The sequence below is a fragment of the Citrobacter sp. CK191 genome, assembly GCF_030333435.1.
GTDB lineage: Bacteria > Pseudomonadota > Gammaproteobacteria > Enterobacterales > Enterobacteriaceae > Citrobacter_B > Citrobacter_B koseri.
Genome location: NZ_JAOWFX010000028.1, coordinates 45691 through 70340 on the forward strand (window position 1 = coordinate 45691; position 24650 = coordinate 70340).

General features: G+C 55.5%; 23 protein-coding genes, 1 pseudogene and 1 riboswitch. Of the genes and pseudogenes, 10 read left to right on the forward strand and 14 right to left on the reverse strand.

The features are described from left to right. Window positions 1-19: 19 nt before the first annotated feature. The gene (gene yvcK, locus OGV82_RS07465; protein WP_024130513.1) at window positions 20-928 is read right to left on the reverse strand and encodes a uridine diphosphate-N-acetylglucosamine-binding protein YvcK; all 909 of its coding nucleotides are present in this window, start codon (window positions 926-928) and stop codon (window positions 20-22) included. 286 nt (window positions 929-1214) lie between these two features. Next, a riboswitch (molybdenum cofactor riboswitch) is annotated at window positions 1215-1361 on the forward strand. Between yvcK and moaA the strand changes: the two genes are divergently transcribed. From moaA to OGV82_RS07495, 6 genes are all read left to right on the forward strand, one after another. Further along, window positions 1349-2338 carry a GTP 3',8-cyclase MoaA gene (gene moaA / locus OGV82_RS07470; protein WP_024130512.1) on the forward strand — a complete coding sequence of 330 codons (990 nt, stop codon included), beginning with the start codon at window positions 1349-1351 and terminating at the stop codon, window positions 2336-2338. Its footprint overlaps the riboswitch before it by 13 nt. A 24-nt stretch (window positions 2339-2362) precedes the next feature. After that, window positions 2363-2875 (forward strand): molybdenum cofactor biosynthesis protein B, encoded by a 513-nt coding sequence (gene moaB / locus OGV82_RS07475; RefSeq protein WP_047457988.1) that lies wholly within the window; start codon window positions 2363-2365, stop codon window positions 2873-2875. Between the two features lie 2 nt (window positions 2876-2877). Beyond that, the gene (gene moaC, locus OGV82_RS07480; protein WP_012133192.1) at window positions 2878-3363 is read left to right on the forward strand and encodes a cyclic pyranopterin monophosphate synthase MoaC; all 486 of its coding nucleotides are present in this window, start codon (window positions 2878-2880) and stop codon (window positions 3361-3363) included. After that, complete coding sequence (gene moaD, locus OGV82_RS07485; protein WP_012133191.1) at window positions 3356-3601, forward strand: molybdopterin synthase sulfur carrier subunit; 246 nt, start codon at window positions 3356-3358, stop codon at window positions 3599-3601. Before moaC ends, moaD begins: the two co-directional genes overlap by 8 nt. A 1-nt stretch (window position 3602) precedes the next feature. After that, complete coding sequence (gene moaE / locus OGV82_RS07490; protein ID WP_047457985.1) at window positions 3603-4055, forward strand: molybdopterin synthase catalytic subunit MoaE; 453 nt, start codon at window positions 3603-3605, stop codon at window positions 4053-4055. A 51-nt stretch (window positions 4056-4106) separates the two neighbouring features. Beyond that, entirely contained in the window at window positions 4107-4811 is a 705-nt protein-coding gene (locus OGV82_RS07495; RefSeq protein WP_047457981.1) for a Bax inhibitor-1/YccA family protein, read from the forward strand. An 87-nt stretch (window positions 4812-4898) separates the two neighbouring features. On the opposite strand, the gene OGV82_RS07500 is transcribed toward OGV82_RS07495, so the two are convergent. The 3 genes and pseudogenes from OGV82_RS07500 to OGV82_RS07510 all read right to left on the reverse strand — a co-directional run bounded on the left by OGV82_RS07500 (window position 4899) and on the right by OGV82_RS07510 (window position 7859). Next, window positions 4899-5861 carry a lysylphosphatidylglycerol synthase domain-containing protein gene (locus OGV82_RS07500; RefSeq protein WP_047457979.1) on the reverse strand — a complete coding sequence of 321 codons (963 nt, stop codon included), beginning with the start codon at window positions 5859-5861 and terminating at the stop codon, window positions 4899-4901. After that, window positions 5861-7101, reverse strand: a pseudogene (clsB, locus tag OGV82_RS07505) (cardiolipin synthase ClsB). Before clsB ends, OGV82_RS07500 begins: the two are co-directional and overlap by 1 nt. Further along, a complete protein-coding gene (locus tag OGV82_RS07510; protein WP_012133186.1) occupies window positions 7098-7859 on the reverse strand; it encodes an endonuclease/exonuclease/phosphatase family protein in 762 nt (253 codons plus the stop codon). The pseudogene clsB and the gene OGV82_RS07510 overlap by 4 nt, the downstream one beginning before the upstream one ends. 133 nt (window positions 7860-7992) lie before the next feature. On the opposite strand from OGV82_RS07510, the gene OGV82_RS07515 reads away from it, so the two are divergent. After that, window positions 7993-8403, forward strand: coding sequence for a YbhQ family protein (locus OGV82_RS07515; protein ID WP_024130510.1), 411 nt, complete (start codon window positions 7993-7995; stop codon window positions 8401-8403). Here the strand turns inward: OGV82_RS07515 and OGV82_RS07520 are convergent. From OGV82_RS07520 to cecR, 5 genes are all read right to left on the reverse strand, one after another. After that, entirely contained in the window at window positions 8365-9471 is a 1107-nt protein-coding gene (locus OGV82_RS07520) for an ABC transporter permease (RefSeq protein WP_012133184.1), read from the reverse strand. The two genes, OGV82_RS07515 and OGV82_RS07520, sit on opposite strands and share 39 nt — an antisense overlap. 108 nt (window positions 9472-9579) lie before the next feature. Continuing rightward, window positions 9580-10713, reverse strand: coding sequence for an ABC transporter permease (locus tag OGV82_RS07525; protein ID WP_012133183.1), 1134 nt, complete (start codon window positions 10711-10713; stop codon window positions 9580-9582). Next, window positions 10706-12442, reverse strand: coding sequence for an ATP-binding cassette domain-containing protein (locus OGV82_RS07530; RefSeq protein ID WP_012133182.1), 1737 nt, complete (start codon window positions 12440-12442; stop codon window positions 10706-10708). Before OGV82_RS07530 ends, OGV82_RS07525 begins: the two co-directional genes overlap by 8 nt. Continuing rightward, entirely contained in the window at window positions 12435-13430 is a 996-nt protein-coding gene (gene hlyD, locus OGV82_RS07535) for a secretion protein HlyD (protein WP_012133181.1), read from the reverse strand. The genes OGV82_RS07530 and hlyD overlap by 8 nt, the downstream gene beginning before the upstream one ends. Then, window positions 13427-14104, reverse strand: a complete 678-nt coding sequence (cecR, locus tag OGV82_RS07540) for a transcriptional regulator CecR (RefSeq protein ID WP_012133180.1) — start codon at window positions 14102-14104, stop codon at window positions 13427-13429. The genes hlyD and cecR overlap by 4 nt, the downstream gene beginning before the upstream one ends. A gap of 229 nt (window positions 14105-14333) precedes the next feature. On the opposite strand from cecR, the gene rhlE reads away from it, so the two are divergent. Both rhlE and dinG read left to right on the forward strand, forming a co-directional pair. Then, window positions 14334-15692, forward strand: coding sequence for an ATP-dependent RNA helicase RhlE (gene rhlE / locus OGV82_RS07545; RefSeq protein ID WP_047457973.1), 1359 nt, complete (start codon window positions 14334-14336; stop codon window positions 15690-15692). Between the two features lie 96 nt (window positions 15693-15788). Further along, complete coding sequence (gene dinG / locus OGV82_RS07550) at window positions 15789-17966, forward strand: ATP-dependent DNA helicase DinG (RefSeq protein WP_286462651.1); 2178 nt, start codon at window positions 15789-15791, stop codon at window positions 17964-17966. On the opposite strand, the gene OGV82_RS07555 is transcribed toward dinG, so the two are convergent. The 5 genes from OGV82_RS07555 to OGV82_RS07575 all read right to left on the reverse strand — a co-directional run bounded on the left by OGV82_RS07555 (window position 17953) and on the right by OGV82_RS07575 (window position 23328). Next, the gene (locus OGV82_RS07555; RefSeq protein ID WP_047463725.1) at window positions 17953-18456 is read right to left on the reverse strand and encodes a fimbrial protein; all 504 of its coding nucleotides are present in this window, start codon (window positions 18454-18456) and stop codon (window positions 17953-17955) included. The two genes, dinG and OGV82_RS07555, sit on opposite strands and share 14 nt — an antisense overlap. A gap of 5 nt (window positions 18457-18461) precedes the next feature. Further along, window positions 18462-19451 (reverse strand): fimbrial protein, encoded by a 990-nt coding sequence (locus OGV82_RS07560; RefSeq protein WP_047457966.1) that lies wholly within the window; start codon window positions 19449-19451, stop codon window positions 18462-18464. Between the two features lie 22 nt (window positions 19452-19473). Then, window positions 19474-22017, reverse strand: coding sequence for a fimbria/pilus outer membrane usher protein (locus OGV82_RS07565; protein WP_080750328.1), 2544 nt, complete (start codon window positions 22015-22017; stop codon window positions 19474-19476). 30 nt (window positions 22018-22047) lie between these two features. Beyond that, a complete protein-coding gene (locus OGV82_RS07570; protein WP_047457963.1) occupies window positions 22048-22722 on the reverse strand; it encodes a fimbrial biogenesis chaperone in 675 nt (224 codons plus the stop codon). 69 nt (window positions 22723-22791) lie between these two features. Continuing rightward, a complete protein-coding gene (locus OGV82_RS07575) occupies window positions 22792-23328 on the reverse strand; it encodes a fimbrial protein (protein WP_047457960.1) in 537 nt (178 codons plus the stop codon). A 253-nt stretch (window positions 23329-23581) separates the two neighbouring features. Between OGV82_RS07575 and ybiB the strand changes: the two genes are divergently transcribed. Then, complete coding sequence (gene ybiB / locus OGV82_RS07580) at window positions 23582-24550, forward strand: DNA-binding protein YbiB (RefSeq protein ID WP_012133171.1); 969 nt, start codon at window positions 23582-23584, stop codon at window positions 24548-24550. Window positions 24551-24650: the final 100 nt, after the last annotated feature.

Sequence of the window (24650 nt, forward strand, 5' to 3'; positions counted from 1 at the left end):
ACCGGGCAAATCTGAACGCTTACCCCAACGCCTGTATCGCTTTCTCCAGCGCGTTATGCAGCAGCTGTCGGTCATGGCGATACGGAATATCGCTGGCTTCCAGCACTTCCTGAATCACAATCCGGCCCGTCACCGCCGAGGCATCCACTTTCGGGCCAACCACAATGGCGTCGATAACCTGTTTCCCGACGTATTGCTCCATAATCGCCAGTTTGTCGACAAGCGTTAAGCTGGCGGCGGGCAGACTCAATTCGCGCCCCAGATTACCGATATAGACCATCGGCGCCGGAGTACGGCGCAGCGCCTGCGCCAGCTCATCAAGCAGCAGAATCGGCATCAAACTGGTGTAGAAACTTCCGGGGCCAATCAGAATCAAATCGGCTTCGCTAATGGCCTGCACCGCTTCCCGGGTGGTGGGGACTTTCGGTGACAGCATCAGCTCCTGCGGCGGGGTCGCCAGTTGATCGATATTCACCTCGCCGTATACTTCATGCCCCTGATCGTCGATGGCCATCAGGTCTACCGGCAGCTCCGACATAGGGATTAAATGCGCATCCACCTTCAACAAATTGCGAATTAAATTTATCGCTTCGAGAGGCCGCACGCTCAGGTGGTCCAGCGCCTTTAACATCAGATTTCCGAGGTTATGGCCGGAAAGTTCACCATTACCGCCAAAACGGTACTCAAACATCGCCGACGCGACGCTGGGTTCGGTAATTAACTGGTTCAGACAGTTGCGCATATCGCCCCAGGCGATGCCCCCTTCAGAGCGGCGAATACGGCCTGTGGAACCCCCGTTATCGGTGGTGGTGACAATACCGGTCAGGCGTGAGCCTAATGAAGAGAGTGAAGAGAGAACGCGTCCTAATCCATGCCCTCCGCCGAGAGCGACAACACGATCCAGGTCTGCCAGCGTACGATTGCGCATACAAATTCCTAATATCAGAGGTACTGCGCTACAGTAGCGCAAATAGCGCCTTTTCAGCAATTAGCCAACGAACAACGATGGAAAATAAATCCATCCCCTCTACCTCTTTCGGATAGGGTTAGCCTGATGGCTAACTGATGTATATCAATGCAAAAGTGTGATTTTTGCTTATTCTGTAGCGAAATAGCACGATCATGACGCTATATACATGATTATATAGCGTAAAGTGGGAATGGCAAAAATGCTATTTACACGCTAGTATCGGCATAACCACCTTTTTAAGCGATGCTTAAAAAGACACTCTAGCCTCTACGCCTGTGTCAAATTGATATGGTGTTTTGGCCGTGACAAGCCTCGAAAGAGTTTGCCACCAGGGCGCAGGAAGAAATGACTCCGCCTCCCGTATTTGGAAAGGTGTACATGGCCTCACAACTTACCGATGCTTTCGCACGTAAGTTTTATTACTTACGTCTGTCGATTACTGATGTGTGTAACTTTCGTTGCACATACTGCCTGCCGGATGGCTACAAGCCTGGCGGTGTCACCAATAACGGCTTTCTGACCGTCGATGAAATTCGCCGTGTGACGCGCGCGTTTGCCAGTCTGGGCACCGAAAAAGTGCGCCTTACCGGCGGTGAACCGTCGCTGCGTCGCGACTTTACCGACATCATTGCCGCCGTGCGTGAAAACGACGCGATTCGCCAGATTGCGGTGACCACTAATGGGTATCGTCTGGCGCGTGATGCGGCGAACTGGCGCGACGCGGGTCTGACGGGCATCAACGTCAGCGTCGATAGCCTCGACGCCCGTCAGTTTCACGCCATTACCGGGCAGGATAAATTCCAGCAGGTGATGGCGGGTATTGACGCCGCGTTTGACGCCGGTTTCGCAAAGGTCAAAGTGAACACCGTGTTGATGCGCGATGTGAACCATCATCAACTGGACACCTTTCTCGCCTGGATTCAGGCACGCCCCATTCAACTGCGCTTCATTGAACTGATGGAGACGGGAGAGGGGAGCGAACTCTTTCGTAAACACCATATTTCTGGACAGGTGCTGCGTGATGAACTGCTGCGTCGCGGTTGGATTCATCAGCTGCGCCAGCGCAGCGACGGCCCGGCGCAGGTTTTTTGTCATCCTGACTATGCCGGTGAAATCGGTCTCATCATGCCGTATGAAAAAGATTTCTGCGCCACCTGCAACCGTCTGCGCGTTTCCTCGGTCGGTAAACTCCATCTTTGCCTGTTTGGCGAAGGCGGCGTAAGCCTGCGCGACCTGCTGGAAGACGATGCACAGCAACATGCGCTGGAAGAACGCATTTCAGCCGCGCTGCTGGAGAAAAAGCAGACCCACTTCCTGCACCAGAACAATACCGGTATTACGCAAAATCTATCGTACATAGGCGGTTAACGCCTTAACGGACAAGGAGTTTTTATGAGTCAGGTAAGCGCTGAGTTTATCCCTACCCGCATTGCTATTCTTACGGTTTCCAGTCGTCGCGGCGAAGAAGACGACACTTCCGGTCATTTTCTGCGCGACGCCGCGCTGGAAGCAGGGCATCAGGTTGTGGACAAAGCCATCGTTAAAGAGAACCGCTACGCCATTCGCGCGCAGGTTTCCGCGTGGATCGCCAGCGATGACGTTCAGGTGGTGCTCATCACCGGCGGCACCGGGCTGACCGATGGCGATCAGGCGCCGGAAGCGTTACTGCCGCTCTTTGATCGCGAAGTCGAAGGGTTTGGCGAAGTGTTCCGCATGTTGTCGTTTGAAGAGATTGGCACATCGACCCTGCAATCGCGCGCGGTGGCCGGCGTTGCCAACAAGACGCTGATTTTTGCGATGCCGGGCTCCACAAAAGCGTGCCGCACCGCCTGGGACAACATCATCGCGCCGCAGCTTGATGCTCGCACACGCCCGTGTAACTTCCACCCACATTTGAAGAAATAAGTATGTCGCAACTGACCCATATTAATGCCGCTGGCGAAGCGCACATGGTGGACGTCTCCGCCAAAGCGGAAACCGTACGTGAGGCGCGCGCCGAAGCGTTTGTGACGATGCGCAGTGAAACGCTGGCGATGATTATCGACGGCAGTCACCATAAGGGCGATGTTTTCGCGACCGCGCGTATCGCCGGTATTCAGGCGGCTAAACGTACCTGGGAGCTGATCCCGCTGTGCCATCCGCTGTTGTTGAGTAAGGTCGAAGTGCAATTGCAGGCGGAGCCTGAACACAACCGGGTACGCATTGAATCGCTGTGCCGCCTGACGGGGAAAACCGGCGTGGAGATGGAAGCGCTGACTGCCGCTTCCGTGGCAGCATTGACGATCTACGACATGTGCAAAGCGGTGCAAAAAGATATGGTGATTGGCCCGGTGCGCTTGCTGGCGAAAAGCGGCGGTAAATCTGGCGATTTTAAGGTGGATGCGCATGATTAAGGTTCTGTTTTTCGCTCAGGTGCGTGAACTGGTGGGAACGGATGCGTTAGAGGTCGCCGCCGATTTCCCAACTGTAGAAGCGCTGCGTCAGCATCTGGCGGCGCAAAGCGATCGCTGGGCGCTGGCGCTGGAAGACGGCAAGCTGCTGGCCGCCGTCAATCAGACGCTGGTCAGTTTTGAACATCCGCTGACGGCGGGTGATGAAGTGGCCTTTTTCCCACCGGTGACAGGAGGCTGAGATGGCTGAAACGCGAGTGATCGTTGGCCATGCGCCGTTCAGCGTCGGGGAGGAGTACCCCTGGCTGGCGGAGCGTGATGAAGATGGCGCAGTCGTGACCTTTACCGGTAAAGTCCGCAATCATAATCTGGGCGACAGCGTTAAAGCGCTGACGCTGGAACATTACCCGGGGATGACGGAAAAAGCGCTGGCGGATATCGTGGACGAGGCGCGCTCGCGCTGGCCGCTGGGGCGCGTGACGGTGATCCATCGCATTGGCGAACTGTGGCCGGGCGATGAGATTGTCTTTGTCGGCGTAACCAGCGTGCACCGCAGCAGCGCGTTCGAGGCCGGGCAATTCATTATGGATTATCTGAAAACCCGCGCGCCGTTCTGGAAGCGTGAAGCGACGCCGGAAGGCGAGCGCTGGGTGGAAGCGCGCGATAGCGATCGGCAGGCGGCAAAACGCTGGTAGCAGAATGTGATACCCTTATTCAGGGGTATCACTTTTAATCAGGAGATCATCATGGACCGATTCCCACGATCCGATTCTATCATACAGACCCGTTCCGGCCTGCAAACGTATATGGCGCAGGTATATGGCTGGATGACGGTTGGGCTGCTGCTGACCGCATTTATCGCCTGGTATGCGGCGAATACGCCTGCGGTGATGATGTTTGTCTTTTCCAGCAAAATCACCTTCTTTGGCTTGATTATCGCCCAGCTTGCGTTGGTTATTGCGCTGTCGGCAATGGTGCAAAAACTTAGCGCCGGGATGGCGACCACGCTGTTTATGCTCTATTCGGCGCTGACGGGCCTGACGCTGTCGAGCATTTTTATCGTTTATACCTATTCGTCTATCGCCAGCACGTTTGTCGTGACCGGCGGGATGTTTGGCGTGATGAGCCTGTATGGCTACACCACGAAACGCGATCTCAGCGGCTGGGGCAGCATGCTGTTTATGGCGCTGATCGGCATTATTCTGGCATCGTTGGTCAACTTCTGGCTCAAAAGCGAAGCGTTGATGTGGGCGGTGACCTATATCGGGGTGGTTGTCTTTGTCGGTCTGACCGCCTATGACACGCAGAAGCTGAAAAACATTGGCGAGCAGATTGATGTTCGTGACAGCTCGACGCTGCGGAAATACTCGATTCTCGGCGCGTTAACGCTGTATCTGGACTTCATCAACCTGTTCCTGATGCTGCTGCGTATTTTCGGTAATCGCCGTTAATTGGCGTTGCGCCAGCGGGCGGCGTGAACGCTGTATCCGGCCTACAGGTTAGGCCGGTAATACACCTGATAAGCAGCAAATAACCTGTCACTTCGCTAAGGCTTTCTCGTTTTTCGCCCGCAGCTTCTTTGCCCGACTTTCCAGCAGCAGATAGCAAATCAACGCCAGCAATAGCGGAATAAAATAATAGAGCACACGCCAGGCGAGCAGGGCGGCGATAATGGTGCCTTGCGACGTATGCTCACCCGCCAGCAGCGCCATAAACACGGCCTCCAGAACGCCGATCCCGGCCGGGATATGCACGATCACTCCGGCAATACTGCTCACCAGCAGCACGCCAAGTACAAAGAAATAATTAACGTCTTGCCCCATCAGCAGCCAGATAATGGCGCCCATCACCATCCAGTTAGCGCTGGAAATCCCCATCTGCGCGAGGGCGAATTTCCATGACGGAAGCATCAGCTTTTGGCCTTTAATCGTGATATGACGCCGTTTCGCAAAGGCGCAAAACCACAGGTAGACGGCAATCACCAGCAACAACACAATACCGAGAATGCGCAGCGTATTTTCATCGATATACCAGTGGGCCGGGAGTTGCACGACGCCGAAGGTAAAAATAATTCCGCCCAGCAGAATATAGCCCAGCCAGTTGGTGGTAATGCTCAGCGAAAAAATACGCGTGATGGTGCTCCCCGGTAAGCCGAGGCGGGAGTACAGACGGTAGCGCATACCGATTCCGCCGACCCAGGTGCTTAACGTCAGATTGAAGGCGTAACAGATAAACGACACCAGCATGACCTGCCGCTTCGCCAGCTTGTGGCCGCAGTAAAAACGTCCCAGCAGATCGTAGCAGCCGTAAAGAAGGTAGCTGACAATCACCAGCCCAACCGCGCTCAACAGCGCAATCCGGTTGTAATCCCGGATCACCGTCCAGACATCTTCCCAGTTGACCTTTCCGGCATAAATGACCAGCAGGACAATCACCGCGATAAAAAACAGCCAGGTGAGGATCTTTTTCGCCAGCCGCCATCGCGGGTGTGATGTTGACATCAGGGCTTCACCCCCGTGTTTTCCGCTTCGACCCGATCCTGCGTTTCCATCGTCGGTTGGGCGGGCGGTTCAACCTGCGCCAGATGCGGCGTGTGCGCCGGCAGCCAACCGACCAGCGCCGGGAAGTGGCGCAGGAAGTGGAACGCCAGCACGCTTTTGCTCAGATTCCACCAGGTGCGCTTCGGCAGCATAGACTCGTCCACCTGCTTGCAATCATTGGCGATAATGGCGTTCAGGTTGTCGCGCAGCGTCTGGTTAAACGTGCGGTCATGAATAATGACGTTTGCTTCAAGGTTAAGCGACAGACTGAGCGGATCGAGGTTGCTGGAGCCGACGGTCGCCCAGTGATCGTCCATCAACGCCACTTTGCCGTGCAGCGGGCGACGGCGATATTCATAGACATGGACGCCGCCTTTCACCAGATAGTTGTACAGCAGACGCGCGCCGACTTTGACGATGGGCATATCGGGTTCCCCCTGGATTACCAGTTTTACCCGCACGCCGCGTCGGGCGGCTTTGCGCATGGCATGCAGCAGGCGATAGCCGGGAAAGAAATAGGCATTGGCGATAATCACTTCACGTTTCGCCTGCGTAAGCATCTTCAGATAGTGACGTTCAATATCGTTGCGATGTTCATCATTATCGCGCCAGATAAACAGCACCTGCGCTTCGCCGGGTTTCCGGTTTTCTTCGGCGCGATGATGGCGTCGCCACCAGCGGCGCGCGGCGCTTTGCCCCGGCAGGTTTTCCAGCTCAAACTGCAAAATATCCTCCACGACCGGCCCTTCGACGCGAACGGCGTAATCCTGTTTGGCTTCCGGGCCGTAATCGGACATATGTTCTGCGGAGTAATTCAGCCCGCCGACAAACGCGACCCGATCGTCAATAACCACGATTTTACGGTGCATACGGCGAAAGAGGTTGGTGCGCATGCCGAACAGGGGAGGACGCGGATCGTAATAGCGGAAGATTATCCCTGCTGCGGTCAGCTCCCCGACAAACGCCTCGCTGAGGTCAGGTGAGCCGTAGCCGTCTAACACACTTCCGCTTTTACGCCGCGTCTGGCCGCTTTAAGCAGCGCCGCGTGTAGCTGCTTACCTACGTCATCTTCAAACCAGATGAAGGTTTCCAGGATGATCCTCTGCTGTGCCTGCGCGATGGCGTCAAACACGGCGGGATAGAACTGGTCGCCGTTTTCCAGTAGCTGAATCTGATTGCCTTCACGCCATCCACATTTCATAGATGTATCTCCGCGCTAAGAGGGGCATGGTCAGATAAATGTCGCCAGTTACGCAACGGCAACGCCGCAGGAGAGCTGGCATTGGCATTCTTGACGTATATACGATCGAGTCGCAGTATCGGCAGCCTGACCGGAAAGGTGCGCGCCGGGCGGCCATGTGCGCGGGTGAAAATCTCCTCCAGCCCCGCAGACGCTTTTAACGGATAGTTGGCTTTCTGCCGCCAGTCGTTGAAATCCCCGGCGACCACCACGGGTTCGGATTCGGGAAGGGCGTTAACCCATTCAACCAGCATATCCAGCTGCGCCTGGCGGTGGCCTTCCCGTAAGCCGAGATGCACGCACATTACATGAATTGGCTGAGCCAGCATCGGCGGAACAATACGGCAATACAGCACGCCGCGTTTTTCACTGCCGCCGACGGAGACATCGCGATTTTCATAGTGTTCAATCGGATAGCGCGACAGCACCGCGTTGCCGTGATGCCCTTCCGGGTAGACGGCATTACGACCATAGGCGAAATCGCTCCACATGGTGTCGGCAAGAAATTCGTAATGGGTGGTATCAGGCCAGTTCTCGACGTGCAGCGGATGAACTTCATGCGCGCCCATCACTTCCTGTAGGCAGACAATATCCGCGCTGACGGTTCTGACGGCGTCGCGCAGCTCCGGCAGAATAAAGCGCTTATTAAAGGCGGTAAAACCCTTATGCGTGTTAATTGTGAGCACTTTGAATGAAAAATTTCGCGTTTGTTGGATCATTTTCTTCCTGTCCGCGTCACTATCCTGATTGAAATAGTGTAGTCGTCGTCACAAAAAGATGCGGTCTTACGGAATTTTCCGTAAAGTTCGGTACTCTGAATAATTAGATAAAAATCCTTCAGGAGAAAAAGCCATGAGGTGGCAACAACGTGTTCGTGTCGCAACGGGTCTTAGTTGCTGGCAGATAATGTTGCATTTACTGGTAGTGGCGCTGCTGGTAATGGGCTGGATGAGCGGCGCTTTAGTCCGCGTCGGCCTGGGATTATGCGTGCTTTATGGCGTGACGGTGCTGCTGATGCTGGCGTTACAACGCCACCACGAACAGCGCTGGCGCGACGTTGCGGATGTGCTGGAAGAGCTGACGACCACCTGGTATTTCGGCGCCGCGATGATTGCCCTGTGGCTGTTGTCCCGCGTACTGCACAACAACCTGCTGCTGGCGCTGGCTGGGCTGGCGATCCTTGCCGGGCCTGCTGTGGTTTCGCTGCTGGCGAAGGAGAAAAAGCTACATCACTTTGCGTCTAAACATCGCATACGCCGCTGACCCCGTTGTGGCCGTGATCACCAGTAGCGGCCACAAACTCCCCCAGACGATCTTCAGACTCGCATCTTTCAAATAAATCTGCTTGGTGATGTCCGTAAAATGGCGGATAGGGTTTATCCACGTCAGATTTTGTAGCCATACCGGCATGTTCTCGACCGGAGAAACATATCCCGATAGCAGGATAGCAGGCATCATAAAGACGAATACGCCGATGAAAGCCTGCTGTTGGGTGGAGCAGAGCGACGAGATTAACAAGCCAAATCCAACCAGCGACAGCCCGTAAATCACCATTGTGAAGTAGAACAGCGCCAGCGAACCGGCAAAGGGGATGTGGTACGCCCAGATGCCAATAGCCAGTACGATTGTGGCCTGAAAAGTGGCGACAATCAGCGCGGGCACCGCTTTACCGATGAAAATTTGCCAGGTGGTGAGAGGGGAAACCAGCAGTTGATCCAGCGTACCCTGTTCACGCTCGCGGGCAACGGAGAGCGAGGTGACGATCATGACGCCTATCGTGGTGATCATGGCGATCAGGGACGGCACCACAAACCACTTATAGTCCAGATTCGGGTTGTACCAGTTGCGCACCACCAGCTCACTGTTGTTGGGCTTGGGTTTGCCCTCTATCAGCTCCTGCTGATAATCCTTGACGATCTGCTGGAGATAATTGGCGGCGATTTGCGCGCTGTTGGAGTTACGGCCATCAAGAATGAGCTGTAGCGGCGCGGGCTGGAGGTTATCCAGGTGACGGGAAAAATCGGCCGGAAAGCGCACCAGCAGCAACGCTTTTTGCGTGTCGATCGTCGGCTGGATTTCCTGCGGGCTTTTCAGCAGCAGGATATGGGTAAACGCTTTGGCGCGCGCGAACCGTTGCGTCAGCTCGACGGCATGTTTGCCATTATCTTCGTTATAAATGGCAATGGTGGCATTGGTCACTTCCAGCGTGGCGGCAAAGGGAAACAGCAGCACCTGGATCAGCACCGGTAAGATCAGGATCGCGCGGGTCTGCGGCTCGCGTAACAGCGATTGCAGCTCTTTGCGGATTAATGTCCACAGGCGATGAAACATGTTTCTCTCCCTATGCATGCCATGCCGGATGGCGGCGTAAACGCCTTATCCGGCCTACAAAATATGTGGTCGTAGGCCTGATAAGCGAAGCGCCATCAGGCAGAAAATTTAATCCAGCCGGCGTTTGGTCTTCATCCACGTCAGGCCGATAAACATGGCTGCCGAAGCGATTAAAAATAACGTATTAACGATCAACACAATGGGGATGTTCCCCGCCAGAAACAGGCTTTGCAGGGTGCTGACGAAATAGCGCGCCGGAATAATGTAAGTCACCGCGCGGATGACGGCAGGCATACTGTCTATCTGAAAAATAAAGCCTGACAGCATAATCGACGGTAAAAAAGCGGCGTTCAGCGCGACCTGCGCGGCGTTAAACTGGTTACGGGTAATGGTGGAAATCAGCAGCCCCATTCCCAGCGTACTGAGCAGAAACAGGCTGGTGATAAGAAACAGAATCACCAGCGAGCCGCGCCAGGGCACGCCAAGAATAAACACCGACACCAGCATACACAGCAGCATCGCCAGCATGCCGAGGAAGTAGTAGGGGATCAGTTTGCACAGCAACAACTCTGCGCGCGTCACCTCGGTCGAGAGCAGCGCCTCCATCGTCCCGCGTTCCCACTCGCGCGCAACCACCAGCGAAGTGAGAATGGCGCCAATCACCGTCATGATAATGGTGACTGCGCCGGGAATGATAAAGTGCTGGCTGATGGCCGCCGGGTTAAACCAGTAGCGGGTCTGCACGTCGATCAGCGGTTCAAATTCCTCCCCACGATCTTCAGCCCGCTGCATTTGCCAGATCTGCCAGACCCCCTCCACGTAACCCTGCACGAAGTTGGCGGTGTTCGGTTCGCTGCCGTCGGTGATAACCTGTATCGGCGCGGTGTCATTCTCTCGCGCCATCTTTTGCGCAAAATCGACAGGGATCACCACCAGCCCGCGAATGCGCCCGGCCTGCATTTTCTCAATAAGCTCATGGCGGCTATCGCTGATGGTGGCGTCGATATACGGCGAACCGGTCATAGCGTGGGTGAAATCCAGCGCCTCCTCGCTCTGTTGTTCGAGCAGAATGCCGACCCGCAGCTTGCTGGAGTCGAGGTTAATCCCGTAGCCAAAAATAAACAGCAACAGCAGCGGGATCACCACGGCGATCAGCCAGCTACTGGGATCGCGGATAATCTGACGCGTCTCTTTCACGCACAGCGCGCGTACGCGCCGCCAGGAGAGCAGGGCGTTACTCATGAGTATGCTCCTTATCCCAGTCGTGAATGAGCGTGATAAAGGCCTGCTCCATCGTCGGGTCCGGCGTGTCGTCGTCTGCCGCCTGCGCTTTCAGATCGTCCGGCGTCCCGCTGGCGATCAGCTTGCCGCGATAAACCAGCCCGATACGGTCGCAGTATTCCGCTTCGTCCATAAAGTGGGTGGTGACCATCACCGTGACCCCTTTTTCTACCATGCTGTTGATGTGCAGCCAGAACTCACGGCGGGTGAGGGGATCGACGCCGGAGGTGGGTTCGTCGAGAAACAGAATGTCGGGCTCATGCATCAGCGAACAGGCCAGCGCCAGACGCTGTTTAAAACCGAGCGGCAGCGCATCCGTCGCATGAGAGGCGATGCTTTTCAGGCCGAAGGCTTCGCTCATGCGGGTGATTTTTTCGTTTTGCGCCCGGCCTCGCAGGCCATAAACCCCGGAGAAAAAGCGCAGGTTTTGCTCTACCGTCAGGTTGCCGTACAGGGAAAATTTTTGCGCCATATACCCTAAATGCTGGCGCGCCTTGCCGGAGCTGACTTTCAAATCCATATCCAGCACCAGCGCTTTGCCGGAAGTTGGCACCAGCAAACCGCACATCATCTTGAACGTGGTGGATTTCCCCGCGCCGTTGGGGCCGAGCAGACCGAAGATTTCTCCGCGCTCAACGGCGAAGTTAACGTGGTCGGTGGCGGCGAAGTCGCCGAATTTTTTGGTCAGTTCTTTGGCCTCAATGACCGTCTCACCCGGCGTGCCGTCAACGGTATGCAGGATCGCGCCGAGCGGAGACTCCGACGTACCCGCGCCGCCAAGCAGGTCGATAAAGGCATCTTCAAAGCGCGGCGTGGTGTCGTTAATCGTTATCTCCGGCATCCCTTCGGCCCGGCGGATATCCTCTGCGGTAGCCTCTTTTTTCAGGATCAGCCGTACCGATTTCCCCTGAATCATACCGTCGCTGACCTGCGGCAGTTTCAACGCGCGTTGCAGGAGCTTGCGGTTATTCTCCTGCGGGCTGCTCATTAAGAAACTGCGTCCTGCCATGGTCTGCGTTAGCTTAGTCGGTTCGCCCTGATACAGCAGCTCTCCTTCGTTCATCAGCAGCACGTCGCGACACTGTTCGGCTTCGTCCAGGTATGACGTACTCCACAGGATAAGCATGCCGTCACCCGCCAGTTCATGCACCATTTGCCACAGCTCGCGACGGGAGATGGGGTCAACGCCGACGCCCGGTTCGTCAAGCAGCAGCACTTTCGGCTCGCCGACCAGCGTACAGGCCAGCCCGAGTTTTTGTTTCATCCCGCCCGAGAGCTTGCCTGCCAGCCGTTTGGTGAAGGGGCCGAGGGCGGTAAATTCCAGCAGACGGGCAAACGTTTTTTGCCGTTCTTCGCCCGTTACGCTGCGTAAATCCGCATAGAGATTGAGATTCTCCATCACGGTCAGATCTTCATACAGACCAAATTTTTGCGGCATGTAACCAAGTACCGCATGCAATTCACTGTCGTTTTTGATCGGATCGAACCCGATCACCGACGCGCTGCCGCTATCGGGCTTGAGCAGCCCTGCCAGCATCCGCATCAGCGTGGTTTTGCCTGCGCCATCCGGCCCGACCAGACCCGTGACATAACCGGCGTGGATCGTACAGTCGAGCGGGGCGACCGCCGGTTTTTCCATTCCGGCGAAGCGCTTCACCAGGCCGTTTAACGTAATGACGGCGTCATTCATGCCGCGCCTCGTCGCTGAACGTCAGCGTTACCGGCATTCCCTGGCGCAGCGCATCGTCCGCGTCAGTCACCACAATGCGCAGTCGATAGACCAGGTCTGTGCGCAGATCCGGCGTTTCAACGGTTTTCGGGGTGAATTCAGCGGTCGGCGATACGAAGCCGATTTTGCCGTGGTAAGGCTTGTCAGGGCGGCCATCGGTGTAGAGTAAAATTTCGCGGCCGGGCTGCGCCTGGCTGAGGTTGCGTTCATCCACGTAGGCGCGAACCCATACCGGACGAGTCAGCGACAGCGTCAGCACGGTGCTGCCTGCGTTGAGCATACTGCCGGGCTCTACCGCGCGGGTTAACAGCGTACCGTCAGAGGGGGCGATCAGCGTTGTATCCTGTAAATCGAGTTCTGACTGCGCCAGCTGCGCCTGCGCCTGTTCGAGGCTGGCTTTTGCCTGGGCGATATCCTGCTGGCGGTTACCGGTACGGTACTGGCTCAATTTGTCCTGTGCGGATTTCAGCTGCGCCTGCGCCTGATCGCGGGATGAGCGGGCGTTCTCCAGGTCGTTGGCGGAGATCGTGCGGCTTTTCCACAATCCCTGCTGGCGCTGATAAAAGTTCTGCGCATAGTCAAATGCGGCCTGCGCCTGTTTTACGGCGGCAGCGGCCTGGGCTATCTCTTCATCGCGATACCCCGCGAGCATCAGATCATACTGTGCCTGGGCGACGGAGACGCCTGCTTTAGCCTGCATCAACGCGTTCTCGTACGGGGCTTTATCCAGCACGCCCAATACCTGCCCGGACGTAATGGCGTCGCCTTCGTCAACGGCCAGCGAAGCCAGCCGGCCTCCGACGCGAAAACTCATATTGACGGTGCGAATATCCACATTGCCGTAGAGCGTCAGCCCGTTATCCTGCCGACTCTGATACCACCATGTACCACCGGCAAGCACGGCGGCCAGCGCCGCGACAGCCAGTGCGATAACGACAGGTTTTTTCATTGCTCCTGACTCCTTTGCGTTAAGCCTTGCAGAATGAGATCGATATGACAGGTGATCGTCTGGTAAATCTGTTCTGTTTTCTCTTCATCAAACGTTGACCAGCCGGTACGCAGCAAAATGGTTTCTTTCCCCAGGCGGAAAGCCAGCACTTCGCCCAGCAGCGCGTGCGTGTGGAGAATGGTTTGCGTATCTCCCGGATCGCGGCCGGTATACCCCGCAATCAGGCGCGTCAGATGCGTGTGAAGGGGGTTGAGAACCTGATCGTGTACCCGTTGATAAGCCGCCGTCGGGGAGAGCTGCTCGCGCGAAATAAATTTGCTCAGGTTAACCGTGTCGTCCTGGGTCAACAGCATGATCATATTTTTGCAGGCGCGCAGGATCAGCTCGCGCATTGCGGCGCGATCGGGCTGCGGCCGGGCGAACAGTCGTTCCGCTTCCTCGGCATGAGGGCGAAACTGGGTGCCGATGAAATCGGCTATCCACTGGGCGCAGGCGAGGTATAAATCCTCTTTGGAGCCAAAGTAGTAAGTGATGGCGGCGATATTTTGTCCGGCCTGGGCGGCAATGTCGCGCGTGGTGGCATGGAGGCCGTATTCGCCAAACTGCGCCAGCGCAGCGGCGATAAGCTGGCTTTTGGCCTGTTCGCCTTTCGTCGTCATGGTTGGGGTATTCATCGCGCAACCTAATTCTTAATCAATCGATTGATTAAGATTATGACCGATAATTGTTCTTGTCCAGTGTGGTGGTTTATTTTGTTTTTTCCAGTCACGGGGATAATTTATGCGGTATGTCACAAAAACTGCTACACTCCGCCCCTTCATGACATTGTGGTTTTTGTCATCCCTCTTGTGAGTATCTCCCTGAAAACTACACCGGTAACGGTCGGGGCGGTTCGGAGTAGTTATGTCTTTTGATTCCCTTGGGTTGAATCCTGATATTTTGCGCGCGATTGCCGAGCAGGGTTACCGTGAACCTACCCCTATTCAGCAGCAGGCGATCCCTGCGGTGCTGGAAGGCCGCGACCTGATGGCCAGCGCCCAGACGGGGACGGGTAAAACAGCCGGTTTTACGCTGCCGCTGTTACAACATCTGATCACGCAGCAGCCGCACGCGAAGGGCCGTCGCCCGGTACGCGCGTTGATTCTGACGCCGACCCGTGAGCTGGCGGCGCAAATTGGCGAGAACGTCCGGGATTACAGTAAATACCTGAATATTCGCTCTCTGGTCGTGTTTGGCGGCGTCAGCATTAACCCGCAGATGATGAAACTGCGCGGCGGCGTTGACGTGCTGGTGGCAACGCCGGGGCGTTTGCTCGACCTGGAACATCAAAACGCGGTGAAGCTGGATCAGATTGAGATTCTGGTGCTGGATGAAGCTGACCGTATGCTCGACATGGGCTTTATCCACGATATTCGCCGCGTGCTGGCAAAACTGCCGCCGAAACGCCAGAACCTGCTGTTCTCCGCCACATTCTCCGATGACATTAAAGCGCTTGCTGAAAAGCTGTTACATAACCCGCTGGAAATTGAAGTGGCGCGCCGTAATACCGCTTCTGAGCAGGTGACCCAGCACGTTCATTTCGTGGATAAAAAACGCAAGCGCGAACTGTTGTCGCAGATGATTGGCAAGGGCAACTGGCAGCAGGTGCTGGTCTTTACCCGTACCAAACACGGCGCCAACCATCTGGCGGAACAGCTGAATAAAGACGGCATTCGCAGTGCGGCGATCCACGGTAATAAATCTCAGGGCGCGCGTACCCGCGCACTGGCTGATTTCAAATCCGGCGATATCCGCGTCCTGGTGGCGACCGACATCGCGGCGCGCGGGCTGGATATCGAAGAGCTGCCGCATGTGGTGAACTATGAGCTGCCAAACGTCCCGGAAGATTACGTTCACCGTATCGGCCGTACCGGTCGTGCCGCCGCGACCGGCGAAGCGTTATCGCTGGTCTGCGTTGATGAACACAAACTGCTACGCGATATCGAGAAGCTGCTGAAAAAAGAGATCCCGCGCATCACCACGCCGGGTTATGAACCGGACCCGTCAATTAAAGCGGAGCCGATTCAGAACGGTCGCCAGCAGCAGCGTGGCGGCGGTGGTCGCGGCCGAGGCCAGGGCCAGGGCCAGGGCGGAGCAGGCCGTGCCCAGCAACCACGTCGCAATGATGGCGGGGCGCCGAAAGCCAAACCGCGCAGCGGAGAAGGTAAGCCAGGCGGCGATAAACCACGTCCGCCGCGCCGCCCGCGCAGACTGGCGGATTAATTGCGAGCCCGGCCGAAAGGTCGGGCTTTTCTTTTTGCGACCCGCGCCAGAAAGTGCCACAATAGTGGCTGTTTATACAGTATTTCAGGTTTTCTCATGGCATTGACCGCTGCGCTTAAAGCGCAAATCGCCGCCTGGTATAAGGCGCTTCAGGAGCAGATCCCCGACTTTATCCCCCGTGCGCCGCAGCGGCAGATGATTGCCGATGTCGCCAAAACGCTGGCGGGTGAAGAAGGGCGTCATCTGGCGATTGAGGCGCCGACCGGGGTCGGGAAAACCCTTTCTTACCTTATTCCCGGTATCGCCATTGCCCGCGAAGAGCAAAAAACGCTGGTGGTGAGCACCGCCAACGTGGCGTTGCAGGATCAGATCTACAGCAAAGATCTCCCGCTGCTGCGCAAAATCATTCCTGACTTGCGGTTTACCGCCGCGTTTGGTCGTGGGCGCTACGTTTGCCCGCGTAATCTGGCGGCGCTGGCCAGCAGCGAACCGAATCAACAGGATCTGCTCGCGTTTCTGGATGACGAACTGACGCCGAATAACCAGGAAGAGCAAAAGCGCTGCGCCAGGCTAAAGGGCGATCTTGACAGCTACAAGTGGGACGGGTTGCGCGATCATACCGATATCGCCATTGACGACGCGCTCTGGAAGCGCCTGAGCACCGATAAAGCCAGCTGCCTGAACCGCAATTGCCATTACTACCGCGAATGCCCTTTTTTTGTCGCCCGACGGGAAATCCAGGAAGCTGAAGTGGTGGTGGCAAACCATGCGCTGGTGATGGCGGCGATGGAGAGCGAAGCGGTGCTGCCGGAGCCGAAAAATCTTCTGCTGGTGCTGGACGAAGGCCACCATCTGCCGGATGTCGCGCGCGACGCGCTGGAGATGAGCGCTGAGATCTCCGCCCCCTGGTATCGCCTGCAACTGGATCTGTTCACTAAGCTGGTGGCGACCTGCCTGGAACAGTTCCGCCCGAAAACCACGCCGCCGCTGGCGAATCCTGAGCGCCTGAATGCGCACTGCGAAGAGTTGTACGAGCTGATTGCCTCGCTCAACAACATCCTGAATCTGTATATGCCCGCGACGCAGGACGCTGAGCACCGCTTTGCGATGGGCGAGTTACCGGATGAGATCATGGCGATCTGCCAGCGGCTGGCGAAGCTGACGGAAATGCTGCGTGGGCTGGCGGAGCTGTTCCTTAACGATTTCAGCGAGAAAACCGGCTCGCACGATATTGTGCGCCTGCACCGGGTGATTTTGCAGATGAACCGCGCGCTGGGCATGTTTGAGGCGCAAAGCAAGCTCTGGCGGCTGGCATCGCTGGCGCAGTCTTCCGGTGCGCCGGTCTCGAAGTGGGCCACGCGGGAGGCGCGCGATGGGCAGATACACGTCTGGTTCCACTGTGTGGGCATTCGCGTCAGCGATCAGCTTGAAAGGCTGCTCTGGCGCAGCGTGCCGCATATTATTGTAACGTCGGCGACCCTGCGTTCGCTTAACAGCTTCTCGCGCTTGCAGGAGATGAGCGGCCTGAAGGAGAAAGCGGGCGATCGCTTTGTGGCGCTGGACTCCCCCTTTAATCATGTGGAGCAGGGTAAAATTGTCATTCCGCAGATGCGCTATGAACCGTTGATTGATAACGAAGAGCAGCATATTGCGGATATGGCGGCCTATTTCCGTCAGGCGCTGGAAAGCAAAAAACACCACGGCATGCTGGTTTTGTTTGCCAGCGGACGGGCGATGCAGCGCTTTCTGGAGCATGTGACCGATTTGCGTCTTTTGCTGCTGGTTCAGGGCGATCAGCCGCGCTATCGCCTGGTGGAACTGCACCGTAAACGGGTAGCGAACGGCGAGCGCAGCGTGCTGATTGGCCTGCAATCTTTTGCCGAGGGGTTGGATCTGAAAGGCGACCTGCTGACTCAGGTGCATATTCACAAGATTGCGTTTCCTCCCATCGACAGCCCGGTGGTGATCACTGAAGGTGAGTGGCTGAAAAGCCTGAATCGCTACCCGTTTGAAGTGCAGAGCCTGCCAAGCGCGTCGTTTAACTTGATCCAGCAGGTGGGCCGTTTGATTCGTAGCCACGGCTGCTGGGGAGAGGTGGTGATTTACGACAAGCGTCTGTTAACCAAAAGCTACGGGCAACGTTTGCTGAATGCGCTCCCGGTATTTCCGATTGAACGCCCGGAAGTGCCGGAGGTAAAAAAACGCCCGACAAAAGTGGTTGCCGGGCGTAAAAAAAGCATCCGTGCGAAGGGGCGCTCTCCTACTGATAGGTAAACGTGACCTGTATAACGCTATCGAACGAGCCCGCGCTGACGGGCATGGACGTGGCGTAATAGCGGGCGGCTAACGGGAAAGTGGCCGTGTGATCGCTTTGGTTGATCAGCACATTAAAGCTTGCCTGCGGGGCGATGAGAATATTGTCCTGCCGATCGGCCAGCTCCAGCGCAAGCCCTTTCGCGCTGCCGCTGTTGGCAAATTTGGTCGGGTGTACGCTATCGGCCTGTCCGTAAAAAAACGCGTTGGCCAGCGTGAGTGTTTTTGGGCAATGCGTTACTTCCAGGGAAAACGCTTTCCATTCGCCGGTATCGCCTACGTCTTTGAAATCACTGGATGACGCCTGCCCTAAATCGACGGTTAAATCTTTACTGGCGCTGTCCACGGAGCAGGTGTTGGCATAGATGTTACCCACCATTTGCACCTGGATATCATCTGCGCAGGCATACGTCATCAGACCTGCGGTGAGTAAGAAAACCATTTTTTTCATCGCGATCACTTATAGGCCAGCGTAATCGTGGCGACGGTATTTGCCGGGCCTGGCGTAACGTCGTCGCTGATTTGCTCATAGCGGACCTGGAACGGAATATCCAGCGTTTCGTTGGCTTTTGCCTCGCTTTGCGTGTTGACGTAGTTGTCGAAGGTGGCGATATTGCCATCAAACAGCATTCTGACGCCGACGCCGGTCGCCATCCCGCTTTGCTGAGTCAGTTTCATCACGCCGGCAAAACCCGATTCGTAGCCATTCGCACTGGTGATCTTCACTTCAGGCTGTACGGTGGAATTACAATTGACCGTAACGTTAAAATTCTGTGCTGGCATCGAGAGGGTGCCTACTCCCATAAAATCACTGATCGGAAAGTCGCCCAGATTGACGGTCAGGTTTTTCGGTAACACGGAGCAGGTTACGGTTTCGAGATCCACATTGCCGGCATAGGCAATGTGGTTAGGACTCCCGATACCTTCGTGACCAAACACGCCAATCCCAAACTCTGTTTGCGCCTGCACCAGTGTACCGGAGGTCACGTCACTGCCGGTTTTCACCAGCTCAAGCGTGACGTTGAAGTTAAATGACTGCTGCCCATCGCTGGATACATAACCGATCGGCGTGCCGCGTGAATCGCACTGTACGCCGCCTGCGCCGCTGATCCGCTGGCCTTGCTCGTTCATCAGCGCGATGCCAACGCCGGGCACCCCGGAGTCGTACACCCCTTTCAGGCCTGGTATCTCAGCGCCTGTTCCGTAATAGCAGGAGACAATTTCCAGACCGCTATCAATACTTTGATCGCACTGTCCGGCAACGTGTACGGTTTGTTCTGTTCCTGGAATGGTCTCACCAATCGCCAGCGTCGTCGGTACGGAAACAGATGCCACGTTGATCATTTTGGGCATATCCGGCGTTGTGCAGGCCGCCTTTGCATGCGGCATAAACAAGGCTGCGCTGGCCAAAATCAGGAGGAAAAAACACTGTTTAATCATTTGCATAATGTTGAGTCTGCATGGTGAATCAATGACACTGCGCGGCAGCGTTAATGATGCTGGTTTTATGTTTCTCATCCGTTAGCGTGTACTCTGCGACGCAGTGTTCGCTGGCATCCTGACCCCACGACACGAAGAGCGTTCCGTGCTGAGGTAAACCGGAGAGATAAGTCTGACCGCCGTTGCCAACAATAAACTCGCTGTCTTTATCGTCGGTGGTGACGGTTGCGCCAAAGGGCAACGGCTTACCGTTTTGCGTGAGCATCATTAAAACCCTGCTGCCCACGCGGGTGTTAAAACTGGCGCGGACTACCGCGCCGCGCGTTGGGGTCACTATTCGCGCGGCATGGGTTACGTCGGCATCGTCTGGCAGTGTTTCTGTGTCCAGGGCAATCGTGTTGTGGCGGTAGGCTGATACAAATGGCACAACGGTATAGCCGCGAAAATCGGTTTTGACGCCGGTCTGATTGGTAATGTGCGTGCCATGTGTTCCCGGTGCTTTTACCAGCGCGATGGTTTCACCGAGCGGTTGCGTCAGAGTGATGCCGTTGGCGTGCGCCACAACGCCGCCTTGCAGACCCACATTAACGCTCCGTTGATGGCTGTCCTGGCTGACGCCGCCGCTCACTTCGCCATAGGTTCCTTTGTAATCGGCATTCATACTGGTTGAGTTGCCGCTTCCGGTATTGCTCACGCCTTCCTGGATATTCCAGTTCAGGTTGTCTTCGGCCAGAGCAGTACCGTTAAGGCCAATGTTTTGCGTGGCGCCGTCTTGACTGTTGTTCAGGTTGTACGTCGCCCAGGTGTTGTGCATCCAGTGGTCGAGTGGAACCGAAACGCTCAGCGCGAACTGGTTGTCATGGGTAACGGACTCACCGTTTTCATCGCTGTCGCTGGTGTTTTTGTTCATGCTGTAACTCAGGCTATAGCTCACGCCATGCCAGCTGTTGTTGTAGCTGAGGCTCATGGAGGTCATATCCTGGCGCTGGCTCCAGTAGGTCTCTTTGACCAGACTCACCGTAAAAGACCCCCAGCTCTCGCCGAGCGTCTGATCGACAGTGGCTTCGGTACGCGCTCGGCGCTGCTGCGGGGCGGACCAGTCGCTGGCGCGGGTATAGGACTCCATTGTGTCTTCCAGGGTGTAAAAACCCTTACTGTTATAGCGATACCCGGCCAGGGAAAAGTTGGTGCCTGCGCCTGCAAAATCTTTGCTGTAACGCACGCGCCATGACTGCCCCGTGCTGGCCTGCTGCTGTTTCAGCAATGCTTTGGCCCGCGTGACGTCGACAGAAAACGCGCCTAAATCGCCCAGGTTTTTCCCGGTGCCGATCGCCTGCGACTGGTAATGGCGGCTTTGCTGTACGCCGCCATAGGCGGTAAAACCATAAGGTAGACCGTAGATTGCGCTCCCCTGAGCAAATGGAGTTTGCTCGACGTCTTTGTCATAGGCGCGATAGCGACCGGCAGTCACGCTGTAGCGCAGATTTTTTTCACGCTGCAACACGGGTACGGAGGCATAGGGCACCACGAAATGGCTTTCGCTGCCGTCCGTCTCTTTGACGGTGACCTGCAAGTCGCCGCTGCTGCCCGTCGGGTAGAGATCGTTAATTTCAAATGCGCCTGGCGCTACGGTGTTCTGATAAATGACGTAGCCGTTCTGACGAACCATCACCAGGGCGTTACTGTGTGCGGTGCCACGGATAATCGGCGCATAGCCTTTTTCGCTATCCGGCAGCATGTCGCTGTCGGAATTGAGTTGTACGCCGGTATAAGGCACGCTGTCGAACACGTCCGCCGGAGAGGTACTTTGCCCTACCGTGAGATCGCTTTTCATCGCCACGATATCGCGCTGCGCGTAGGTATAAACAGACGAGAATTTCTGCTGTTCGTCATGGCCCGTGACGTTACGATTCCAGGTTGAGTAATTGCGCACGCGCCAGGCGCCGATGTTGAACCCGGGACGCAGGTTGACATACTGGCTGCTGTTATCCTGTTCACCCTGCCGGCGGGCGTCGCTCTGACTGGTGTTGGCGCTGTAGTTCAGTAGACCGGCGGTAATGCCTTCATCGAACGTTTTTGGGTCGATATAACCGCGCGGAATCTGGCCCAGCGCTGACTGGGGAATACTGAGCAATAGCTGCTGGTTGCGCACGCGAAACGTGGCGGAGGCGGCGGGAATGGCGCTTAAATCTGCACATTTTCCTTGTGCCATGAGCTTCGGAAACGCCTTCGTTTTAATGCCGAGACTCTTTAAATCATCCAGGCTGAAACAGGGCTGGAGTGAACGGTTGCCCTTAACATCTTTCTGTAATTTAAATGTGACATCGCGGGTGTCGACTTTATTATTATCAATAAAGATTGATACCTGGTATTTTCCTGGTGCTTGTCCTGGACCTTTTTCATATACCGATAAATCGGTTTTTTCCTGTCGGGGATTATCAATATCCAGGAGCGCCGGGTTAAAATAATCATCTGCCCGCGTTTGCTGCGCAAAACAGAATACTGCCAGGCCACATAGCAGGGGCAGCAGTGTGAATAATTTGCAGGAAAACGGCTTTTTATCGCGGTACATGATTATTTTAATTGCCTGTGCGCCGTTATCTTAATGGACAGGCTTAGACCAGGTTCGGCTGATGCTGCCGTAATCAGTAATAATGGAATAGGTCACGGTGTTACCGTCAGTATTGGCGGGCAGAGCCATGTGGGTTGCCGTTTCAGGTACTGCCCAGGTCGCTTTACTGATTTTATGACCATTAATCATCACGCTCTGGAAATTCATATAAAACGGCGTCGGGTTATTGACGACCAGATCGTGACCTTCACGATGCCATTCCAGTTTGTCAGCAACCTCTTCTGGCTTACCTTTCACGGAGGATGGGCGATACAATAATTTAATACGCGTGTTGATCGCGATTTGCAGGGTATTTATCCCCTCAACGTGTTTTGAGGATGGAATAGCCTTGATATTCAGCCAGTACAGCGATTCACGATCCTCGGGCAGATTGCCGCCTGTGCGAATAACCCGCAGAACGTTGTCTTCTTTCGCATTCAGGCGAAACAGTGGCGGCGTAATCAGAAAGGGGGTGTTGCCCGGATTTTTACTGCCGGAATCGACCCAGGATTGTACCAGATAGTCCGTTGAATCTGGGTTTGAAAGACCAAGCGAAGATTCCTTTTTGTCTCCCTGGTAAACAAGACGGGTGCCGTTAATAATAACGCCAGCATGCGCTGTCGCTGCTACCAGAAAAAGAGTGCCCAGTAAATAACCGTGACGCATAAATATTTCTCAGCATGAATAAAAGATATTAGCCCTGAAGAAAGGGCTAATATCTTCGGATGGATAATATCAGTTATAGATAACGGTAAAGGTAGATACGGAATTTGCCGGGCCGGCCGTAACGGCAGCCTGAGTCTGAATATAACGCGCTGCAAATTCCAGATCGTTTACCGTGCTTCCTGCCGTCAGTGGATATTGACGGGAAGGGGTATATAAGCTGACGGGTTGCTCTGACGAGTCGAGCAACTGAATTGCCACACCGGTAGCCGTCTCCGTGTCTGGCGTTAATGCCAGGGTCGTGCTGTTATCCGTATCCGGCGTACCGCCAAAATTAATGGCGGCAGAGGTCACCGTTTCCGGGCAGTCTTTTAACTGAATATCGAATTTCGTTGGTGTGCTGGTAGAGCCTGCGCCAGAAAATACGGTTTTAGACACTCTGCCCAACTCGACATTTAGCGGGTTACTTAACCCATTAACGACCTGACAAGCGGAGTCAATGATTTCACCCGTAAAGTTAATCTGACCTTCGCCATTTGTTGCCGCAAATGCGGATGCGGAACATCCTACTGTTGCAGCGATGAATAAACCTAAAGCAACCTTGTTCATCATAAATCCTGGTGTATAAGTGGTGAAAACCAGCCTGAACGTTTTCACCGTGGACCCTCAATAACTCTTCGCCGGATATTTAATCAGATTGTTTACGGATTAGAATCGTGTATAAAAATCACAAATATTTGAACTAATGCTTGCGTTTTAATAATTACTACAAAAACAGGTGATTGATGACTGAGATAAAAAACTAACGGCCGGGTCTCCAGAGGGGCTATATTGTTAAAAAAATGTCGCAGTGGAGAATGTCATGGATTATCGCAAAATCATCAAAGAGGTCGGTCGAGGTAAAAATCATGCCCGCGACCTGGATCAGGATACCGCGCGCGGCCTGTATACCCATATGTTGAATGGCGATGTGCCCGAACTGGAAATGGGCGGCGTGTTGATCGCGTTGCGTATTAAAGGGGAAGGCGAAGCGGAGATGCTGGGCTTTTATGAAGCCATGCAAAACCACACGATTACGCTTACGCCGCCGGTCGCCAAACCGATGCCGATTGTCATCCCCAGCTACAACGGGGCGCGCAAACAGGCGAACCTGACGCCGTTGCTGGCGATTCTGCTGCATAAACTGGGCTTTCCGGTGGTGGTACATGGCGTAAGCGAAGATCCGACGCGCGTACTGACGGAGACCATTTTCGAACTGATGGGGATTGCGCCGACGCTGCACGCCGGTCAGGCTCAGGCGAAGCTGGATGGGCACGAGCCGGTGTTTATTCCTGTCGGTACGCTGTGTCCACCGCTGGAAAAACAGCTGGCAATGCGCTGGCGGCTGGGCGTGCGTAACAGCGCGCACACGCTGGCGAAGTTAGCGACGCCGTTTGCGGAAGATGCCGCCTTGCGGTTGTCCAGCGTCTCGCACCCGGAGTACGTTCCGCGCGTCGCGAAATTTTTTGCCGACATCGGCGGGCGCGGTTTGCTGATGCACGGCACGGAAGGGGAGGTGTATGCCAATCCACAGCGTTGCCCGCAAATCAGCCTGATCGACCGTTCCGGCGTGCAGGTGCTTCAGGATCGCCAGAGCGAGATGCCCGACGAGCCGGTGCCGCTGCCTGCGGCAAAAGACCCGGAAACCACCGCCCGCTGGATTGAGCGCTGCCTGGCGGGAAGCGAGCCGATACCGGCTTCCCTGAAAATTCAGATGGCGTGCTGCCTGGTGGCTACGGGAGAAGCGGCGACGTTAACGGAAGGGCTTGCGCGGGTAGCGCAGCATTTTTAAGCGTCAGGCAAAAAAAAGCCCGTCCAGTGGCGGACGGGCGAACAAGGGTAACACAGGTTCAATGAGGGTTGGAGCAGTGTGTCTGTCGGCAAACAGACGG

Bases quoted from the DNA above. Each gene is read 5' to 3' on its own strand.
- OGV82_RS07530 (WP_012133182.1), bottom strand. From the start codon at position 12,442: ATGAATGACGCCGTCATTACGTTAAACGGCCTGGTGAAGCGCTTCGCC.
- moaB (WP_047457988.1), top strand. From the start codon at position 2,363: ATGAGTCAGGTAAGCGCTGAGTTTATCCCTACCCGCATTGCTATTCTT.
- moaA (WP_024130512.1), top strand. From the start codon at position 1,349: ATGGCCTCACAACTTACCGATGCTTTCGCACGTAAGTTTTATTACTTA.
- moaC (WP_012133192.1), top strand. From the start codon at position 2,878: ATGTCGCAACTGACCCATATTAATGCCGCTGGCGAAGCGCACATGGTG.
- cecR (WP_012133180.1), bottom strand. From the start codon at position 14,104: ATGAATACCCCAACCATGACGACGAAAGGCGAACAGGCCAAAAGCCAG.
- moaD (WP_012133191.1), top strand. From the start codon at position 3,356: ATGATTAAGGTTCTGTTTTTCGCTCAGGTGCGTGAACTGGTGGGAACG.
- dinG (WP_286462651.1), top strand. From the start codon at position 15,789: ATGGCATTGACCGCTGCGCTTAAAGCGCAAATCGCCGCCTGGTATAAG.
- OGV82_RS07495 (WP_047457981.1), top strand. From the start codon at position 4,107: ATGGACCGATTCCCACGATCCGATTCTATCATACAGACCCGTTCCGGC.
- ybiB (WP_012133171.1), top strand. From the start codon at position 23,582: ATGGATTATCGCAAAATCATCAAAGAGGTCGGTCGAGGTAAAAATCAT.
- OGV82_RS07555 (WP_047463725.1), bottom strand. From the start codon at position 18,456: ATGAAAAAAATGGTTTTCTTACTCACCGCAGGTCTGATGACGTATGCC.
- OGV82_RS07510 (WP_012133186.1), bottom strand. From the start codon at position 7,859: ATGATCCAACAAACGCGAAATTTTTCATTCAAAGTGCTCACAATTAAC.
- OGV82_RS07575 (WP_047457960.1), bottom strand. From the start codon at position 23,328: ATGAACAAGGTTGCTTTAGGTTTATTCATCGCTGCAACAGTAGGATGT.
- OGV82_RS07515 (WP_024130510.1), top strand. From the start codon at position 7,993: ATGAGGTGGCAACAACGTGTTCGTGTCGCAACGGGTCTTAGTTGCTGG.
- rhlE (WP_047457973.1), top strand. From the start codon at position 14,334: ATGTCTTTTGATTCCCTTGGGTTGAATCCTGATATTTTGCGCGCGATT.
- OGV82_RS07565 (WP_080750328.1), bottom strand. From the start codon at position 22,017: ATGTACCGCGATAAAAAGCCGTTTTCCTGCAAATTATTCACACTGCTG.
- OGV82_RS07560 (WP_047457966.1), bottom strand. From the start codon at position 19,451: ATGCAAATGATTAAACAGTGTTTTTTCCTCCTGATTTTGGCCAGCGCA.
- hlyD (WP_012133181.1), bottom strand. From the start codon at position 13,430: ATGAAAAAACCTGTCGTTATCGCACTGGCTGTCGCGGCGCTGGCCGCC.
- OGV82_RS07520 (WP_012133184.1), bottom strand. From the start codon at position 9,471: ATGTTTCATCGCCTGTGGACATTAATCCGCAAAGAGCTGCAATCGCTG.
- yvcK (WP_024130513.1), bottom strand. From the start codon at position 928: ATGCGCAATCGTACGCTGGCAGACCTGGATCGTGTTGTCGCTCTCGGC.
- moaE (WP_047457985.1), top strand. From the start codon at position 3,603: ATGGCTGAAACGCGAGTGATCGTTGGCCATGCGCCGTTCAGCGTCGGG.
- OGV82_RS07570 (WP_047457963.1), bottom strand. From the start codon at position 22,722: ATGCGTCACGGTTATTTACTGGGCACTCTTTTTCTGGTAGCAGCGACA.
- OGV82_RS07500 (WP_047457979.1), bottom strand. From the start codon at position 5,861: ATGTCAACATCACACCCGCGATGGCGGCTGGCGAAAAAGATCCTCACC.
- OGV82_RS07525 (WP_012133183.1), bottom strand. From the start codon at position 10,713: ATGAGTAACGCCCTGCTCTCCTGGCGGCGCGTACGCGCGCTGTGCGTG.